The following is a 15,940-nucleotide window of genomic DNA, read 5'->3' as shown; positions in this document are numbered from 1 at the left end:
TAATAAAAAGGTGCTCACTCCTTCCCGGAGCCAAGCACCTTTAACACCATAAACTTCAATTCACAAACTCCTCAAGATACTCATCCTTCGCCTTCTTAACCACTCCACTCAAAAACACAATTCCTATAATGTTGGGAACCACAATGAAGAACAGCAACAAGTCCAAGAGTTCCCAAACAAATTTTAATCCTCCAACTGCTCCGACGACAATGGCTGCAAGATAAACGAACCTCATAATATAGCGCATTTTCCGACCGAATAATAATTCAGCCTGACTTTCCCCGTAAAAGATAATTACCCCGACGGTAGCCAGGACAAAAAACACTAAGAATACGGAGATGGAAAGGGAGCTAAGCCAATCCGGCAGGGTGGTTTTCATGGCGTAGGAGACCATGGAGGCAGCTTTTTTTACGCCAACTTCTTTCCATACATCTGTTATTAGCACGGTAAGGCCGGTGAGGGTGCAGATGACCAATGTATCGATTATGACCGCGATCATGCCCCAGAATGATTGTCTTACAGGTTGGTCCGTATCAGCAGAAGCGTAGGCGATTGCAGATGTCCCCATACCGGCTTCACTAGTGTATAGTCCACGTGCTAGTCCCCATCGCATGGTCTGAACCACAGTAGCTCCTGCAAACACTCCCGCAGCCGAGGTTGGAGTAAAGGCATCCGAAACAATTAAGGAGAAAACTCCTGGCAGCTTGCCAATATTCATGCATATAATGGTGAGCGTCAACCCGACATAGGTAAGAACAAACACTGGCAATAATCTTGAACTAATTTTTCCGATACGATCAATGCCACCAAAAACGATAAAAGCAGTGACAATGGCCAAAATGATCCCAACTACCAATAAAGAAAAATTATATTCATTCTCCAGTTGAACACTTACGCTATTAGACTGGACCATGACGCTTGGAACTACTTCAAGCATTAAGCCAAATGCATAAAACCAGCCAAGCTTGTCCCAGCGCAATCCTTTGGAAAGGTAGTAAAAAGGACCGCCAACCCATTTCCCTTCTTTATTTTTTTCACGATATGTAATCCCTAATACTAGCTCGGCAAAAATGGTCGACATGCCAATGAATGCCACGATCCACATCCAAAATAATGCCCCTGGTCCTCCAAAAGCGATAGCAACTGGAACACCCACTATATTTGTAGCACCAGCAGTGGCGCTCAATGCAGAAGTAAAAGCGGCAAACGGAGTAATACCTCCCGAAGAACCCACTGTTTTTTTCCCTATTTGACCTAAAGTCATTTTCACAATGTGTGGGAAATAACGAAAAGGAAGAAAGCCTAGTCTAATCGTTAAAAAGATTCCGGCAATCACAAAAAGTATAATCATCGGGAAACCCCAAATAAAGTCAGTAAACGTAGACAGCATATGTTTCAAGTGTATCCCCCCTCTTAAGTATCTTTTTCAAAAGGGAGGAATCTATTCTACAAAATGAGGTTCAGGAATTTTGACAAAAATGGGAAGGCAGATACCGTTAAGAAAATTCCAGCACCGAGGTTAACGGTTTTAAGGATTTTTTCTTTGATAAACGCGCGTGCAAAGTGAACCGTAAAGGCTATATTCAAGTTCCATAGGAAGATCCCGAGCAACAAGGAAAGACAACCAACTAAAGCAATAATCCAGCTTTTCTCAGAAAGAGATTGAATGGAAGAACCGAAAATTCCAAACCAAAAAATAAAGTTAATGGGATTAAACGCAGCTATGCTAAATCCGACGATGAATGAATTTCTCTGAATGGGTTGTCCAAGTTCGAGGATTTTTCTTTTGGTGAAGGACCCATAGATAGTGGTTATACCGAGGTAAAGCAATAACCCTCCGCCTATTCCATACATACATAATTCAACCCACTCTATTTGGAGATAGGGTGCCATTCCAATTAAAATAATCAATAAAAAAATAATATCAGCAGTCATACCACCTAATCCAACAACCCAGGAAGCATAAAACCCAGATGAAATTCCTCGTTTGATCATCTCTAAATTTATTGGCCCCACTGGAGCAGCTAAGCTAATCCCAAGAACCATGAAGTGCACGACGGTCCATATAATTTCCATGTAAATATCTCCTAACTACAAGACTTGTCCATAAATTTATATGTAAAAGAAAAGCCGTTTCATGCATAGATGGTAAGATTTGTTCGTATTTATAATTAGTACTTTTCTTAGCTAAAGGGGGAGAATGGATGCAGCAATTGGATTTGGAAGCACTTTATACATTAAAGAATGTTCCTCCATGGGGGAGGCATGTCTTCTCAGAATTCACAAAAGACATGTTGTCAGAAACTCGTCCTTTTCCATGTGTATTCGGTGTGGAAGGCTTTAAACAGGGCTCGCTTCGTTTTGCATTTATTGAAAGTTCAACAAGTCCAGATGCAATGGAAAACTTGGCTGCAGCATTAAAATTATATCTTGAAGAAGCGAGGGAACTCGGGAAGAATACGTCGTTTGTTGCATTCTTTAGACCAGAGGAGAAGAAAACGTTAGAAAAGTATGAAAAGCAATTCTGGAATGTCCTTCAACACCTCCATCAATTGGATGATAAGGAATGGCCGGAAAATATCCCGTCAGATCCAGATCATTATCTATGGGAGTTTTCTTTTCATAATGAGCCAATATTCGTTGTTTGCAACACTCCTGTACATGAAAAACGAGCAAGCAGGAAAGCATCAACGTTTATGATCACTTTCCAGCCAAGATGGGTGTTTGACGGGATAAGCGGGGACACTCATATCGGAAAGCTGTTTCAAAAGACGGTCAGGGATCGTTTAGAAGTGTATGATAGTGTACCAGCTCACCCTTCGCTTAACTGGTATGGTAAAGCAGAAACGAGAGAATGGAGGCAGTATTTCTTAATGGATGATAATAATGTTGAAACATCAAAATGCCCATTTCACGCGTCGTTGGAGAAAGAGAAAAACAATACTTCAGAGGTTGTTTATTCGTTCACTTCAGACTTTAAAGATTTTCGAGTAGATAGAGGAGTAGGTGGCAGCCTTGAAAAAGTAACAATGGAACTATTGCCGATAAAGGGAACAGGATATGTGGAAGTACAGCGAGATGAACCGTTTAAAGCCCATCCTACTCATACCCATCCAACAAATGAGGTTTTACATATCCTTAAGGGAAGTGTCTCTATGGAAGTGGGAGGAGACCTCATTACCTGTCAAGAAGGTGACCGGATTTACTTACCAAAAGAAACAGTACACGGATCCTTAGCAGGCATGGACGGTTGTTTGTATGTCATTGCAGTTTTAAAATAATGGATTAACTCCATTCTCTTTTATTGGAATGGAGTTTTTTTGTTTAACGGGGAATAATAATAAATGATTGGAGACATTCCATTACTTTCTAATGGTAGATGAAACTTCCAGTTATCTCGAATGCATACATTTTGACATTGAGATATTCATGTGATAAAAATAAATAGTAATGAATCTCAACTAGAAGAAGGAGTGATTTCTTCATGAATAACACAACTACTAAGTCAGCTATTGAAACAATGAAAGAGCGTCATTCAGTACGTAAATATACACAATACGATATGCCGCAAAAAGACCTTCAAGAAATTTTAGAGGCAACCATTACTGCACCATCTTCATGGAACTTGCAGCATTGGAAATTTCTTGTGATTCAATCAGATAGCCAAAAGGAAAAGCTTTTACCAATAGCCTACAATCAGCAACAAGTAGTCGACAGTTCCGTCACTATTGCGGTGCTAGGTGATCTTCAAGCAAACCAAAATGCGGAAAGAGTATATGGGGAAGTAGTAAAGAAAGGTTTCATGACGCCAGAAGTTAAAGAAATCTTAACGAACCAAATTCATGGAGCTTATACAAATGACCAGTTTGCGCGTGATGAAGCGGTTATGAACGGTGCGCTGGCTTCCATGCAATTGATGCTTGCTGCAAAAGAAAAAGGCTATGATACCGTACCAATGGGTGGATTTGATAAAGTAGCATTCAGAGAACAATTCAACATCCCTGATCGATATGTACCTGTTATGTTAATATCTGTTGGTAAAGCGGCGGCTGAAGCTCATGGAACATTGCGTTTCCCACTTGATGAAGTTGTAACATATGAAACATTTTAAGGTGTAAAAATTGAAAGGACTCACTCGAGGGTGAGTCCTTTTCCATTACTTATACAAAAATTCAAACATGACAGGAAGCCTATCGCGCCATGCAGCCTCGTTATGCACTGCCTCTTCCACGATATCGAAGCGTACATTCTGAATTTTCTCTACTAATAATTCATACACTTTTTGACTAGAGTCTATATAAATTTGATGATTGATAAATGAGGTATCTTCCTTTGTGCCAACATCCAAATAAAATCGTTCCACTTCATTTAAATCACTTTCTTGTATGTATACTTCTATTTCAGGTTGATTAATCCAATAGGCAGAAGACAGGGAAGCAATCTTCTTATAAATATGAGGGTATTTACATGCCGCATAAGTTGAAATAAGTCCACCCATAGAAGAGCCAGCCATCGCCGTCTCTTCCGGAAGAGTTCGGTATTTTTCATCAATGAAAGGTTTTAACTCAAACGTCAAGTAATCAATATATTCTTTGCCTTTTCCGCCTGTAAGGTTGTCATCGTTAAACAGCCTTTGACCAAGCTCCTTATTTTCCCATGGCGCATATTCGTTAAAACGCTCAAAACCTTCATGGTTGCAGTCAATACCCACCACAATGATTTCAAAGTCTGACTCTTGTTCTAAATAATCCTTGATTCCCCAGCTGACACCAAAGCTTGCTTCGCTATCGATAAACAGATTTTGTCCATCATGCATATACAGAACAGGATATCGCTTATCCGTTGTTTCATAGCCTTTGGGTAAAAGAACGCTTACTCTGCGGTCTGATTGAAACGGGGTGATAGTTACGTTGAAAAATTCAAGCATGTTTCATTACTCCCTTATATTTTTTCTTTCTTTTATTATAGTAGTAATTTCGAAAGGGAGGTAGTGCATTCCATAAAAAAAGACAGTGGCAACCGCACCGTCCTAATTCATTTCTTATTTCAAATGCTTTCTTAATAATTCAATATGTTGCTGATGCTCCTTCAGTATGGACTGGACGATATTCCTGCTTTCCAAATCCAAGTCACCCTTCACAAACTCTGCCATCATATCTGACCCGAACTCCTCACCATGTATAGCCCCTTCTATAATTGCACGAGAATCCTTAGGGTAGCCCTTTACCTGTTGGACTCTCTCCTGAAAAGCTCCGACCAGGCCGACATCATCGACTGCCTCGCCACCAAGATTCTGAATTCTTTCCGCTACAAAAATAGCATGCATCTTATGGTTCTGCTGGATCGTTTGCAAATCTTTCTTTATCGCTTCATCCTGTGTGTTTTTTATATAATGTTCATATGCATGAATGCCCATGAATTCGCCCTCCAAAAAGGCGTTCAATTCCTTGATTTGCTCATCCATTCCTTTCACTCCTTCAAAATTGTCCTATCTTTATGATTCAATTAAAAATAGGAAATTATTCTAAGCAAAAAAAAGAAACAACCACTTTTATGGTTGCTCCCTAGATATTACTCGCTCTTGCCAAAACCAATCTCATCAAGAAATTCATCAATCGCTTTTTCGTATTCCTCGCGATTTTCACTATAGCTCATCGCATGCATTCCGTTTCTAGCGACATACAACTGCTTTTTGCCTTTTTTCTTTTCAAAAAGTTGTTGAGTCATCATAATCGGAATAAAGTCATCAGGTTCACTGTGGATAAACAAGACTGGATTCTCGATATTCTCAATAACATTAATTGGTGAAACATCTCGGATTGAGTATTTATCTCTAATGCGTAAAAATGTATTGGCGATTGGCATTACAAGTTGCTTGGGAATTTTGAAATCTGCTTTTAAACGATAAGTCAGTTGTTCCTCAAGATCTGAAAACGGACAATCAGCTATATAGAAGTCTGCACCATCTTCAATTCCTCCCGCATACATCAGCAGTGTAGCAGCACCCATGGATTCCCCATGTATCCCTATGGTTGCCTCATTTCCTGCATGTTCCCGAACCCAATCTACGACCGCTTTTAAATCGTGCTTTTCATAAAAGCCATAGCTTGTTGTCTTCCCACCGGATTTTCCATGTCTACGGTGATCATATAAAACAACATTCCAGCCCCTTTCAAGGAAGATATTCATGTATTTAATAGAATTGAGGGTGTTCTGTGTGACACCATGACTTAAAATCATATAACGAGTGGAACCTGGTACATCAAACATTTCCCCGTAAATATTGTAACCGAGTGGGGAAGGGATGGTAAGTTCTTGTTTAGGCAACTTCAAATAAACATCTTCTTTAAAGTGGCCGAGTAGCTTTTCACGCTGTAAAATTTCTTCATTTGTTTTTTTACGAATGTACATTACTTTATTGGTGAAAAAAATTCCGACAAACAGGATATAGGAAAGTAAAATGCCCATAACAATTAATATGCGTTTTAGCTGTCTCACCTTAAAACCTCCAAAAAGGATATATATACCATAGTTTATCATTTGGATAAGCCAGAAGGGAAATGGGATGGTAGAAGAGAGAGAAAATTTATCTAATAATGGATGTTTTTTTATGATATGCTTTTGGGAAAAGAGGTGTTTAAAGGATGAAAGTAGATTATCTACAACGATTGCCTGCAATGAAAGCTGCAAAGGAAATTATTGAGAAATATTTTCCTAATTGTGATGGAGCGATACTTGCGGGAAGCGTTGTTCGTGGACAGGAGAATTCCACATCAGACTTGGATATTGTGGTCTTTGACTCAAAGTTACACGCTTCTTACAGAGAGTCTTTCTTCGATTTAGGATGGCCGGTTGAATTATTCTGTCATAACTTAGACTCCTATCAGGCGTTTTTCAAAAGTGATTGTGAAAGGGCACGACCATGTTTGCCGAGAATGATCGCAGAGGGGATTGTTTTAAAGGATAAAGGGATTATTGTTGGAATAAAACAAGAAGCAGAATTACTTTTACATGCTGGTCCGGTAAAATGGGACGAAACAACAATTAAGCTGAAACGATATTTTCTTACTGATGTGTTAGATGACTTTATTGGTACGACAAATCGATCTGAAGCAATATTTGTTGCTGGGCATCTTGCTGACCTTGCAGCAGAATTTGTCCTAAGAATGAACAATAAGTGGATCGGCTCTTCCAAATGGGTTTTTCGCTCTCTAGCTGATTATGATGAAGAATATGCAATAGAATTTACGGAAGCCTTTGACTTATTCTATAAAACCGATGATAAGAGAAGAGTTATACATATTTTGGAGGGGATTTTGAATCCACACGGTGGTAGGTTATTTGAAGGTTTTTCGTTAGGGAAAAATCAATGAGTTATTTATTATTGTTATACTAAGCAATATTATTTTTAGAAAGGACGTGTAACCAAAATGAAAATATCGGATATGCATCATGTCAGCCTTGCGGTCAATGATGTGGAAGAAGCAAAACACTTTTACGGAACACTACTCGAGTTTCCGGAGTTAAAAAGACCTGATTTTGACTTTCCAGGAGCTTGGTATCAAGTTGGGAATTCGCAGCTTCATTTAATTCAAAATAAAAAAGCAGAAACATTGAGAAGTGAAAATAAAATTGACAGTAGAGATGGTCATTTTGCCATCAGAGTAGACGATTATAATAAAACAGTGGAATTTTTACAAGGTAAGGGTATTGAAATAGTGCAAAAACCTCATAGCAAGAGCGGCTTTGCGCAAATTTTTTGTATGGATCCTTCCAATAATTTAATTGAATTTAATGTTGACCAGATGGACTTAAATGGAAAGGAGTAGTCACTTTAACTACTCCCTTTCTTTTGGCAAACATAGATCATTTGGGGACTTTTTGCGGTTAATGAACTTTTATTCCAGTCACCGTACTCATGCAACAACTTGAATCCATGTTCATTTAAAAGCCGGCGCATTTCCAAGGGGAAAACATAACGTAATGAAATAGTATCTTTTTCTATTGACTCTATTTTTGTCCCATTTAAAAATCTTCTTTCCGTCTCGCAATGAAGTATCTGTGTTAGGGGCTGATACGTTTCTTTATGATACTCTGCCACCTGCATCCCATTAGAGTGCATAAAATACTCTTCATACTCATCCATCTTTGATAACTCATCCATCTTCGGATTTCTTGTATCAAAAATGAATATTCCTCCATCTTCTAGGTGTTGATGGACGGATTGAAAAAGTGCGTCTTGCACCTCATTCGTCAGGAAATGTTGAAATGAGTTGCCACTCATGAAGATTAACTTACTAGATTGATTAAAAGATAACTGAGAGCAATCCTGTAAAAACCATTGAATGGTCAGATTTTTATCAATAGCCTTTGCTTTAGCTCGCTCTAGCATCCCCTGATGAATATCCACTCCAATCATTTCATGACCTTGTTCAGCAATTGGAATAGTCAATCTTCCCGTCCCACATGCGAATTCAATAATAGGACCACTCTCCGGTGCCCACTCCAGAATTAGAGGTAAATCTATTAGAAAATTCTCGTGTTTACGATCATATTCCTTTGTATCTGCATATTTTTCAAGATTATCACTGAAAATGTTATTCATTGTTTTCCGCCTTTTTGTTTCTTAATACCGTAATAAATCCTTCTAGTATCTCGTGACTTACAAAAAAACCCTTTCGTTTATAAAACTCAAGTGCTTGTTCATTCCCATTTGAAACAAAGATAAAATAATCTTCTATTTCATTGAAATTTTGAAGCCAATCCAACGACATGGAAAACAGTCTTGAACCAATTCCATATTGACGATATTTTTCCTTAATGTAGAATTGAGACAAGCAACCAACATGCGTCTTCTCAACAGTATTCATGTCAAAAAAAGTTGCAAATTCCGACGAATAGACCTCTTTTGGAGAAATGTTTGAATAAACATAGCCAATGATTTCATCTTCATTTTTCACTACCATCAAATAATTATGTTGAGCTTTTTCCACAGAGGGAATCAATCTTGTTTCATAGGTCATGTTATCGAAGCGTTCAGGTGTTATAAAGGCCAATGATTTCTGGTATACCATTAACTCATTACAAATTTCTTTGCATATTTCTAATCTATCAATAGGTACCACTTCATATGTAAAATTCAATTATCTCTCCTCCTATAGGTTATTATAAAATAAATAGAATGAAAATTCTCTACTTTCTCTTTCCATATTGTTGATATAATAGAGTGGAACAAACTTAAACGGCTAGGATATTCGTATCCAGAGGGAGGAACAATGAAACTAGGCGCTTTTTCAGTAAGTTTAACGGTTAAAGATATTCATAAATCAAAAGAATTCTATGAGTGTCTCGGATTTGAAGTATTGGGAGGAGAAATCAGCCATAATTGGTTGATTATGAAGAATGAAAGTTGTGTTATCGGGCTTTTTCAAGGTATGTTTGAGAAAAATATTTTGACATTTAATCCAGGTTGGAATCAAAATGCCGAGAGCTTAGATGAATTTACAGATGTCAGAGTCCTTCAAAAGAACCTTATGGGAAAGGGAATAAAATTCCTGACAGAAGCAGATGAAACAACAAAGGGACCGGCCAGCTTTACAATAGAAGATCCAGATGGAAACCCTATTTTAATTGATCAGCATAGATAAAAAAGTCGACTTGTTGTATTGGGAGGATATCCCTCAACAAGTCGACTTTTTTATTTTTATTGATTAAAAATTTTGTCCCATGTATTTACCATATCCCAAGAAAATTTCGGTAACATGGAGAATATATTTTGGTCGGTTACCATGGCTGCAACTACAATCGAAGTAAGAAACAAACCTGTCACAGCAATTAAAAGCGCATAAGTTGCCATGGATTTTTGAAATTCAGTTTTCTGATTCATCATCTTTCCTCTTCTCTATGATTTAGTAATTAATAAGTATCTAAATCACTGTAAGTGAGAGGTAGCCACCTTGATAAAAGTATGGTGTAAGGAATAGATGTGGCCTTGCCAGGATAACTCGATTGATTGAAAGTTTGTATGGATGATGGTAAATGTCTATTAAAAGTAAAGGAGGGGATTCACACGTAATATCCATCTTCTTGTTTTGCCAGCCATTTGTACTAGGAGCCTGTACTGCCGGTTCAATCTGCATGTCAATATAAGTGGAAATAGTATCACTGGATAATGGAAAAGAGTGTGCAATTTCACTATACGCCAAACAAGGAAAGGATAGAATTAAGAAAGCTATAATTATGTAAAAGTGTTTTTCCATCATGATCCCTTTCCTTGTTAGGTTAATTATTTTTAGGATAATTTTACTCCCATATTATGCAGAAGGCAATATCAGACGAAAGAGCTATAAAATAAAAAGTATATGTAATTTTATGTTAAAATTGTTATAGATTATTAGAAAATGAAGTAAAAAGGGGAGTTTGGATGGTTGACAGTGTTCTTACCTTAAAGTTTCTTTTTAGTTTAGTTGTTTTTGGAGTATTACTTGTCGGTGCAGCAAAGCTACTACTTCGCAAAAGTCGGTTCGGACCAATTTCTGTAGTTCTGGTGATACTTGTAGGAGGATACTATCTGTATGACCAAGTGATTTCCACTACATCTGACGCTGCGGTTCTTGAAGAAATTCATGAGGATAGTGAGATACGGCATTTGGAAATAAGAAAGGTTGTATTAGAGAGAGGTATATATACATACAAGGAACGGATCCTGATAGAAGAAGAGGAGACGATTCAAAAGATATTGAAAGACTTGTCAGGTCTTGAGTTAAAAAGGGATATCAACAAGGAACCAGGCGGAGCGGAGTATGTGCTAAATTTGTTGGTATCGAATCAAAAGGATAATTTGATTGAAACGGGCAACTATCAGATTACAGTAGGAAAAGAGTATATTGATGATTATTATCAAATAGTGAGCGACAAGGATCATTTAAAGACGATCAAAGAGTTAGAGAGGGATTTAGAGTGGGAGGAAGAATAAGGGGAATTATTCTTTCTCCTTCTTTTCCTTGTTGCGTGTAAAAGAAGTAGCAATTGCAGCGAAAATGTCACCTAATAATGTAAGTAGAGCAGCCAAAGTTTAGACACCTCGTTTATTATAATTAGAGTTCATAATTTTCAATTAATTATAACATAGGAGTGATAAGTTTTGGTTAAGGTTCTAATTATAGTGTTGAATTTTTATCAATAACATGGACCTAGATAAAGTTATGAGGGATAATTTAATGTTCATAAGTAATTAAGGGGGATGTGGTAAATTGGTTAAAGTTATAGAGCAAGAAATTCTGTACTTGAGAGAAGCGAATAATATACAACAGCTTACCAAAGGTTTTTCCAACGACCAGAAGTTTGTGGTTGATGAAAAATACCTTATGCGTCTTTTTCCAATAGAAGATGCAGATCGTAGAAGGAGAGAATTTGAAACAATTAATAAGTTATCATTGCTCTCTGATTTGGTGCCAAAAGCAATCGAATTTGGTGAACAGGAAAGCTTAGGATTGGCTTATATGGTATTAACATATCTGCCAGGTAGAGATGGGGAAGAGGAGTTAAGTAATTTGACAGAGAGGGAGCAATTTCTTGTTGGGTTTCAGGCGGGGAATGAGCTGAAAAAACTACATGAGTATCCTGCTCCGGAAGGAACCGAACCATGGAACATACATAAGAAAAGAAAAAGTGATAAATACATAGAAGAATTAAAGCTACTAGAAGATATAGACACCGTGCTTATAAGTAAACTCATAAACTATATAGAAACAAATGATTACTTAATGGAAGGCCGTCCTAATAGATTCCAGCATGATGATTTTCACCCTTGCAATCTCATTGTAGATGGGAAAGAATTCAATGGGTTTATTGATTTTCAGAGGATGGACTGGGGGGATCCCATACATTATTTACAGAAACTTGGCTTTTTTGGAATAAAGGTAAGTGTCCCTTTTTCCATTGGTGCCATTGATGGATATAATGGAGGAGAGGAAATTAGTGAGGAATTTTGGAAGCTATTTGCTCTTTATAGTGCCATGCATGTAGTTTCATCATTCGTGTGGGGTAAGAAAATGGGAGAAGATCAGTATGAACTATTGTCCCGATATGCCATGGATGTGATGAGGGATCATGATGATTTTAGGGAGAATATTCCTCAATGGTATAGGGAGATAGGTTCTATAAGACAGTTTTGAAAGTTTGAGAGGTGCTCCGTTCAACTAGAACGCTTCTATAAGACATTTTGGCATGTTTGGAAGGTACTTCTATCTAATAGAATCAAAAAAGAGGTTCTTCAATTGAAGAACCTCTTTGCCCTAACTATTTCTTCTTCTTTTTCGATAAGTCCACAAATCCTTTCTTCACTACTTTTTCCAATGCAACATGTACATTAATGTGTCTGTCATCAAGATGACTAACACTAAGGACAGTCCCTTTTCTTCCCTTTATCTTCAATTCCTCATCCACGTTCGGCAGCTCTTTCCGGTACTGACTTAATACAACGTTCTTATTTTCCATAAAATAAACGAAATACATAGAGATCTCACCTGTTTCATTTAGAATGGGTTATAGGAGCTCGCTCTTATAACACTTTTTACAAAATATGTTTGGATACTTTGTTTTAGACCTTATTTAACCAGGACTACTAAATGAATAGAATGAGGACAAAAATTGCAATAATTCCGGGATACCGGGCTTCATAGGAGTTCAATGAGGACACTGTTAACATGAATTTAAGGAACCGGGCTTCATACCAAAAGAAAGAAACTGCACCTCTGCAGTTTCCATCAAAAAACTATGATTATTGCTCCGAATTCTGACGCTTTGTCGGGTGGCTCGCGCGTTCCACTTCTTCAGCAGATACAACCTGTTTCACGCTCTCAGCGTTAGGCTGCCCCTTTTGGCTGGGACCATTATGGTTATTATGCTTGGACATTTAAGTCTCTCCCTTCCTTATTCTCCCTATTTAATGTGAGTAAGGAAGCGGAAATTTATACACCTGGAGGGACAGCGGTTCCATTGACTTGTACAAGCTTATAATATTGACTTTCATATTGTTTATCCAAATGAGGCAAGAGATTCTCCAATGCTCTAACAACACGCTTCAAATTGATCCCTGTTTCAATGCCCATTTGTTCGAGCATATAGACAACATCCTCTGTTGCCACATTTCCTGATGCTCCCGGTGCAAACGGACATCCACCAAGCCCTCCTGCTGACGTGTCAAAACGGTCCACACCAGCTTGAAGGGCGGCAAATATATTAGTCAAAGCCATACCACGAGTGTTATGGAAATGGGCGGTTATCATTACATCTTCAAGTTCCTCTTTCAAAACAGAGAAGAGCTGAAAAGATTCCTTTGGATTCGCCATTCCGATTGTATCTGCAACGCTCAACTCATCCACACCAAAAGCAACAAAGCGCTTACATAAAGTTACTACATCCTCCATTGCTACTTTTCCTTCATAAGGACAATAAAACGAAGTTGAAATACACGCACGCACAAAGTATCCCTGATCTTTTAATTCTCTTACTAAAGGTTCCAATTCGACCAAGCTTTCCTCGGTAGTTTTATTAATATTTTTCTTGTTAAACGTATCGCTTACCCCTACAAACACAGCGGCATTTTTACATGACGTGCTTTTTAATCTCTCAATGCCTTTCTGGTTTGGTACCAACACAAAATTTCTAGTCTCACTATCATTACAACTTTCAATGATAGTTGCGGCGTCTGACATTTGTGGTACCCACCTTGGAGAGACAAAGGAGGTTAGCTCCATCTCCGGAATACCTGCTTTTTTTAATTCTGTAATAAATTCAATTTTCGCATCCGTCGGTACAAATGTTTTTAAGTTTTGTAATCCATCACGCGGACCTACTTCGATAATGGTTGCTTTAGAAGGCAAATTCACCGTTGTTCCCCCTTCACGAATAATTTCTCCCATCCTTAATTCTATGGAATAGAGGGTACTAAAAGCAAGAATAATAGAAATTTTATAAAAAAAGAAGGATTTTCGACATGAATCTAGAAATTAATCAGTCGAGAGGAGAGGAAATTATGTCGAATAAAGAAGTAGTTATTGTAAGCGCTGTCAGAACAGCGATTGGAAGTTTTGGTGGGGCATTTAAAGATGTTTCCGCTCCACAGTTAGGATCAGTTGTAATTAAAGAAGCGCTCGCAAAAGCCGGGCTTGCACCAGATAGTGTAGATGAAGTAATAATGGGAAATGTTTTGCAGGCGGGGCTTGGCCAAAATCCGGCAAGACAAGCAGCGATGGCAGCAGGACTTCCACAAGAAGTGTCCTCCATGACAATCAATAAAGTTTGCGGATCGGGACTGAAAGCAGTTCACCTTGCAACACAAGCCATCCTTGCTGGAGATGCAGATATTGTCGTGGCAGGTGGAATGGAAAATATGTCTCAGGCTCCTTACTTATTGAAAGGTGCTCGTGACGGTTTCAAAATGGGCGATCAGAAGTTAGTCGACACCATGGTGGCGGATGGATTAACTTGTGCATTCAACGATTACCATATGGGAGTGACAGCGGAAAACCTCTGCACGAAATATGAATTAACACGAGAAGAACAGGATGAATTTGCTGCAAACAGCCAACAGAAAGCAGTTCAAGCAATCGAAGACGGCAAGTTCAAAGACGAGATTGTTCCAGTAGAAGTGAAAAAGAAAAAAGAAATTCTGACGATAGATACAGACGAATATCCTAGAAAAGGAACCACAGCAGAAAAGCTTGGCGGCTTGCGTCCTGCTTTTAAAAAGGATGGTTCTGTTACAGCTGGTAACGCATCCGGAATAAATGACGGAGCTGCGGCTGTCGTGGTAATGAGCAAGGAGAAAGCGGATGAACTTGGTATCAAACCGCTTGTAAAAATCGTTGCCAATGCAAGCAGTGGGGTAGATCCAAGCATTATGGGAATCGGTCCTGTCACTGCCGTGAAAAAAGCGATGGAAAAAGGCGGACAGTCCATGGAGGATATGGACCTCGTAGAAGCAAATGAAGCTTTTGCAGCTCAGGCACTTGCAGTCGGAAGGGAATTGCAGTTCGATCCTGAAAAGTTAAATGTTAATGGTGGTGCCATTGCCTTAGGTCACCCGATTGGTGCAAGCGGAACTAGAATTTTAGTGACACTTATCCATGAAATGAAACGCCGTGAAGCGAAAAAAGGACTTGCTACATTATGTATCGGCGGCGGACAAGGTGTCGCAACCATTGTAGAAAACATATAAAGAGAGAGGTGCAACTTAAGATGAAACCAATTTATACATCCTTTACAGAAGCAGTAAAAGACATTCATGATGGGGCTACCATCATGGTCGGTGGATTTGGATTATGCGGCATACCGGAAAACTTAATTCTTGCCCTTGTGGAAACAGGAGTAAAAGATTTAACGGTCATTTCCAATAACTGCGGTGTTGATGAATGGGGTCTTGGACTTCTATTGAAAAACAAACAAATTAAGAAAATGATTGGTTCGTATGTTGGCGAAAACAAAGAATTCGAACGTCAGGTATTGTCTGGCGAGCTAGAAGTAGAGCTAACACCACAAGGAACACTTGCGGAAAAAATAAGAGCTGGCGGAGCGGGTATCCCTGCATTCTACACACCGGCGGGAGTGGGGACACCAATTGCGGAAGGCAAGGAAGTCCGTGAATTCAACGGGAAAGAATACTTGCTTGAAGAAGCTTACAGCGCCGATTTTAGTTTAGTGAGAGCAACCAAGGCCGATAAAATGGGGAACCTCATTTACAACAAAACGGCTCGAAATTTTAATCCAATGATTGCTGCAGCTGGCAAAGTGACCATTGCGGAAGTGGAAGAGCTTGTAGAGATTGGAGACTTGGATCCAAACCTGATTCAGACACCAAGCATCTATGTTCAACGACTAATCGTAGGTCAGCAAGAAAAGAAAATCGAACGTGTTACCACAAGAGACTAGCAAGGAG

The 15,940-nt window shown here is 38.7% G+C and carries 21 protein-coding genes; 9 read left to right on the top strand and 12 right to left on the bottom strand.

The window, feature by feature from the left end:
- Positions 1–55: 55 nt before the first annotated feature.
- Both LC091_RS00790 and LC091_RS00785 read right to left on the bottom strand, forming a co-directional pair.
- Positions 56–1,390 carry an alanine/glycine:cation symporter family protein gene (locus tag LC091_RS00790; RefSeq protein WP_226679908.1) on the bottom strand — a complete coding sequence of 445 codons (1,335 nt, stop codon included), beginning with the start codon at positions 1,388–1,390 and terminating at the stop codon, positions 56–58.
- Between the two features lie 56 nt (positions 1,391–1,446).
- A complete protein-coding gene (locus LC091_RS00785) occupies positions 1,447–2,076 on the bottom strand; it encodes a LysE family transporter (protein ID WP_226679825.1) in 630 nt (209 codons plus the stop codon).
- Between the two features lie 128 nt (positions 2,077–2,204).
- Here LC091_RS00785 and LC091_RS00780 point away from each other — a divergent pair, with 128 nt between their 5' ends.
- Positions 2,205–3,281 (top strand): YqcI/YcgG family protein, encoded by a 1,077-nt coding sequence (locus LC091_RS00780; protein ID WP_226679824.1) that lies wholly within the window; start codon positions 2,205–2,207, stop codon positions 3,279–3,281.
- A 203-nt stretch (positions 3,282–3,484) separates the two neighbouring features.
- Entirely contained in the window at positions 3,485–4,111 is a 627-nt protein-coding gene (locus tag LC091_RS00775) for a nitroreductase family protein (protein ID WP_226679823.1), read from the top strand.
- Between the two features lie 45 nt (positions 4,112–4,156).
- Here LC091_RS00775 and LC091_RS00770 read toward each other — a convergent pair whose 3' ends face one another.
- The 3 genes from LC091_RS00770 to LC091_RS00760 all read right to left on the bottom strand — a co-directional run bounded on the left by LC091_RS00770 (position 4,157) and on the right by LC091_RS00760 (position 6,540).
- Positions 4,157–4,927: an alpha/beta hydrolase gene (locus LC091_RS00770; RefSeq protein ID WP_226679822.1), complete on the bottom strand. Its 771-nt coding sequence runs from the start codon at positions 4,925–4,927 to the stop codon at positions 4,157–4,159.
- Positions 4,928–5,041: 114 nt separating this feature from the next.
- Positions 5,042–5,464: a ferritin-like domain-containing protein gene (locus LC091_RS00765; RefSeq protein WP_226679821.1), complete on the bottom strand. Its 423-nt coding sequence runs from the start codon at positions 5,462–5,464 to the stop codon at positions 5,042–5,044.
- 107 nt (positions 5,465–5,571) lie between these two features.
- Positions 5,572–6,540, bottom strand: a complete 969-nt coding sequence (locus tag LC091_RS00760) for an alpha/beta hydrolase (RefSeq protein ID WP_404819642.1) — start codon at positions 6,538–6,540, stop codon at positions 5,572–5,574.
- Between the two features lie 104 nt (positions 6,541–6,644).
- On the opposite strand from LC091_RS00760, the gene LC091_RS00755 reads away from it, so the two are divergent.
- The gene (locus LC091_RS00755; RefSeq protein WP_226679820.1) at positions 6,645–7,373 is read left to right on the top strand and encodes a nucleotidyltransferase domain-containing protein; all 729 of its coding nucleotides are present in this window, start codon (positions 6,645–6,647) and stop codon (positions 7,371–7,373) included.
- Positions 7,374–7,430: 57 nt separating this feature from the next.
- Positions 7,431–7,829: a VOC family protein gene (locus LC091_RS00750; protein ID WP_226679819.1), complete on the top strand. Its 399-nt coding sequence runs from the start codon at positions 7,431–7,433 to the stop codon at positions 7,827–7,829.
- A gap of 5 nt (positions 7,830–7,834) precedes the next feature.
- Here the strand turns inward: LC091_RS00750 and LC091_RS00745 are convergent, their stop codons facing one another.
- A complete protein-coding gene (locus LC091_RS00745; protein ID WP_226679818.1) occupies positions 7,835–8,605 on the bottom strand; it encodes a class I SAM-dependent methyltransferase in 771 nt (256 codons plus the stop codon).
- Entirely contained in the window at positions 8,598–9,143 is a 546-nt protein-coding gene (locus LC091_RS00740; protein ID WP_226679817.1) for a GNAT family N-acetyltransferase, read from the bottom strand. The genes LC091_RS00745 and LC091_RS00740 overlap by 8 nt, the downstream gene beginning before the upstream one ends.
- Positions 9,144–9,275: 132 nt before the next feature.
- Between LC091_RS00740 and LC091_RS00735 the strand changes: the two genes are divergently transcribed.
- On the top strand, positions 9,276–9,647 hold the full coding sequence (locus LC091_RS00735; protein ID WP_226679816.1) for a VOC family protein: 372 nt from the start codon (positions 9,276–9,278) through the stop codon (positions 9,645–9,647).
- 56 nt (positions 9,648–9,703) lie between these two features.
- Here LC091_RS00735 and LC091_RS00730 read toward each other — a convergent pair whose 3' ends face one another.
- Both LC091_RS00730 and LC091_RS00725 read right to left on the bottom strand, forming a co-directional pair.
- Entirely contained in the window at positions 9,704–9,889 is a 186-nt protein-coding gene (locus LC091_RS00730) for a hypothetical protein (protein ID WP_226679815.1), read from the bottom strand.
- Between the two features lie 37 nt (positions 9,890–9,926).
- A complete protein-coding gene (locus LC091_RS00725) occupies positions 9,927–10,262 on the bottom strand; it encodes a hypothetical protein (protein WP_226679814.1) in 336 nt (111 codons plus the stop codon).
- A gap of 161 nt (positions 10,263–10,423) precedes the next feature.
- Here LC091_RS00725 and LC091_RS00720 point away from each other — a divergent pair, with 161 nt between their 5' ends.
- A complete protein-coding gene (locus tag LC091_RS00720; RefSeq protein ID WP_226679813.1) occupies positions 10,424–10,975 on the top strand; it encodes a hypothetical protein in 552 nt (183 codons plus the stop codon).
- Positions 10,976–11,252: 277 nt separating this feature from the next.
- Positions 11,253–12,176, top strand: a complete 924-nt coding sequence (locus tag LC091_RS00715; protein ID WP_226679812.1) for an aminoglycoside phosphotransferase family protein — start codon at positions 11,253–11,255, stop codon at positions 12,174–12,176.
- 124 nt (positions 12,177–12,300) lie between these two features.
- Here the strand turns inward: LC091_RS00715 and LC091_RS00710 are convergent, their stop codons facing one another.
- The 3 genes from LC091_RS00710 to LC091_RS00705 form a co-directional block, all read right to left on the bottom strand.
- Positions 12,301–12,498, bottom strand: a complete 198-nt coding sequence (locus tag LC091_RS00710) for a hypothetical protein (RefSeq protein ID WP_319003620.1) — start codon at positions 12,496–12,498, stop codon at positions 12,301–12,303.
- Between the two features lie 283 nt (positions 12,499–12,781).
- Entirely contained in the window at positions 12,782–12,916 is a 135-nt protein-coding gene (locus LC091_RS20295; protein ID WP_264179181.1) for a hypothetical protein, read from the bottom strand.
- A gap of 55 nt (positions 12,917–12,971) precedes the next feature.
- Positions 12,972–13,892 carry a hydroxymethylglutaryl-CoA lyase gene (locus LC091_RS00705; RefSeq protein WP_226679810.1) on the bottom strand — a complete coding sequence of 307 codons (921 nt, stop codon included), beginning with the start codon at positions 13,890–13,892 and terminating at the stop codon, positions 12,972–12,974.
- A 146-nt stretch (positions 13,893–14,038) separates the two neighbouring features.
- Here LC091_RS00705 and LC091_RS00700 point away from each other — a divergent pair, with 146 nt between their 5' ends.
- The gene (locus tag LC091_RS00700; protein ID WP_226679809.1) at positions 14,039–15,223 is read left to right on the top strand and encodes an acetyl-CoA C-acetyltransferase; all 1,185 of its coding nucleotides are present in this window, start codon (positions 14,039–14,041) and stop codon (positions 15,221–15,223) included.
- Positions 15,224–15,243: 20 nt separating this feature from the next.
- Positions 15,244–15,933, top strand: coding sequence for a CoA transferase subunit A (locus LC091_RS00695; protein ID WP_010194325.1), 690 nt, complete (start codon positions 15,244–15,246; stop codon positions 15,931–15,933).
- Positions 15,934–15,940: the final 7 nt, after the last annotated feature.

Origin of the sequence: Sutcliffiella horikoshii, assembly GCF_020524325.1 — a bacterium.
Lineage (GTDB): Bacteria > Bacillota > Bacilli > Bacillales > Bacillaceae_I > Sutcliffiella_A > Sutcliffiella_A horikoshii_D.
The sequence above is the reverse complement of the archived record's forward strand: the minus strand, read 5'-3'. Positions and strand labels throughout refer to the sequence as shown.

What these genes read in the sequence shown, in the direction of transcription:
- LC091_RS00760 (WP_404819642.1), bottom strand. Translation starts at nt 6,540, where the DNA reads ATGATAAACTATGGTATATATATCCTTTTTGGAGGTTTTAAGGTGAGA.
- LC091_RS00710 (WP_319003620.1), bottom strand. Translation starts at nt 12,498, where the DNA reads ATGGAAAATAAGAACGTTGTATTAAGTCAGTACCGGAAAGAGCTGCCG.
- LC091_RS00720 (WP_226679813.1), top strand. Translation starts at nt 10,424, where the DNA reads ATGGTTGACAGTGTTCTTACCTTAAAGTTTCTTTTTAGTTTAGTTGTT.
- LC091_RS00725 (WP_226679814.1), bottom strand. Translation starts at nt 10,262, where the DNA reads ATGATGGAAAAACACTTTTACATAATTATAGCTTTCTTAATTCTATCC.
- LC091_RS00745 (WP_226679818.1), bottom strand. Translation starts at nt 8,605, where the DNA reads ATGAATAACATTTTCAGTGATAATCTTGAAAAATATGCAGATACAAAG.
- LC091_RS00750 (WP_226679819.1), top strand. Translation starts at nt 7,431, where the DNA reads ATGAAAATATCGGATATGCATCATGTCAGCCTTGCGGTCAATGATGTG.
- LC091_RS00790 (WP_226679908.1), bottom strand. Translation starts at nt 1,390, where the DNA reads ATGCTGTCTACGTTTACTGACTTTATTTGGGGTTTCCCGATGATTATA.
- LC091_RS00700 (WP_226679809.1), top strand. Translation starts at nt 14,039, where the DNA reads ATGTCGAATAAAGAAGTAGTTATTGTAAGCGCTGTCAGAACAGCGATT.
- LC091_RS00770 (WP_226679822.1), bottom strand. Translation starts at nt 4,927, where the DNA reads ATGCTTGAATTTTTCAACGTAACTATCACCCCGTTTCAATCAGACCGC.
- LC091_RS00785 (WP_226679825.1), bottom strand. Translation starts at nt 2,076, where the DNA reads ATGGAAATTATATGGACCGTCGTGCACTTCATGGTTCTTGGGATTAGC.
- LC091_RS00775 (WP_226679823.1), top strand. Translation starts at nt 3,485, where the DNA reads ATGAATAACACAACTACTAAGTCAGCTATTGAAACAATGAAAGAGCGT.
- LC091_RS00735 (WP_226679816.1), top strand. Translation starts at nt 9,276, where the DNA reads ATGAAACTAGGCGCTTTTTCAGTAAGTTTAACGGTTAAAGATATTCAT.
- LC091_RS00780 (WP_226679824.1), top strand. Translation starts at nt 2,205, where the DNA reads ATGCAGCAATTGGATTTGGAAGCACTTTATACATTAAAGAATGTTCCT.
- LC091_RS00730 (WP_226679815.1), bottom strand. Translation starts at nt 9,889, where the DNA reads ATGATGAATCAGAAAACTGAATTTCAAAAATCCATGGCAACTTATGCG.
- LC091_RS20295 (WP_264179181.1), bottom strand. Translation starts at nt 12,916, where the DNA reads ATGTCCAAGCATAATAACCATAATGGTCCCAGCCAAAAGGGGCAGCCT.
- LC091_RS00755 (WP_226679820.1), top strand. Translation starts at nt 6,645, where the DNA reads ATGAAAGTAGATTATCTACAACGATTGCCTGCAATGAAAGCTGCAAAG.
- LC091_RS00695 (WP_010194325.1), top strand. Translation starts at nt 15,244, where the DNA reads ATGAAACCAATTTATACATCCTTTACAGAAGCAGTAAAAGACATTCAT.
- LC091_RS00765 (WP_226679821.1), bottom strand. Translation starts at nt 5,464, where the DNA reads ATGGATGAGCAAATCAAGGAATTGAACGCCTTTTTGGAGGGCGAATTC.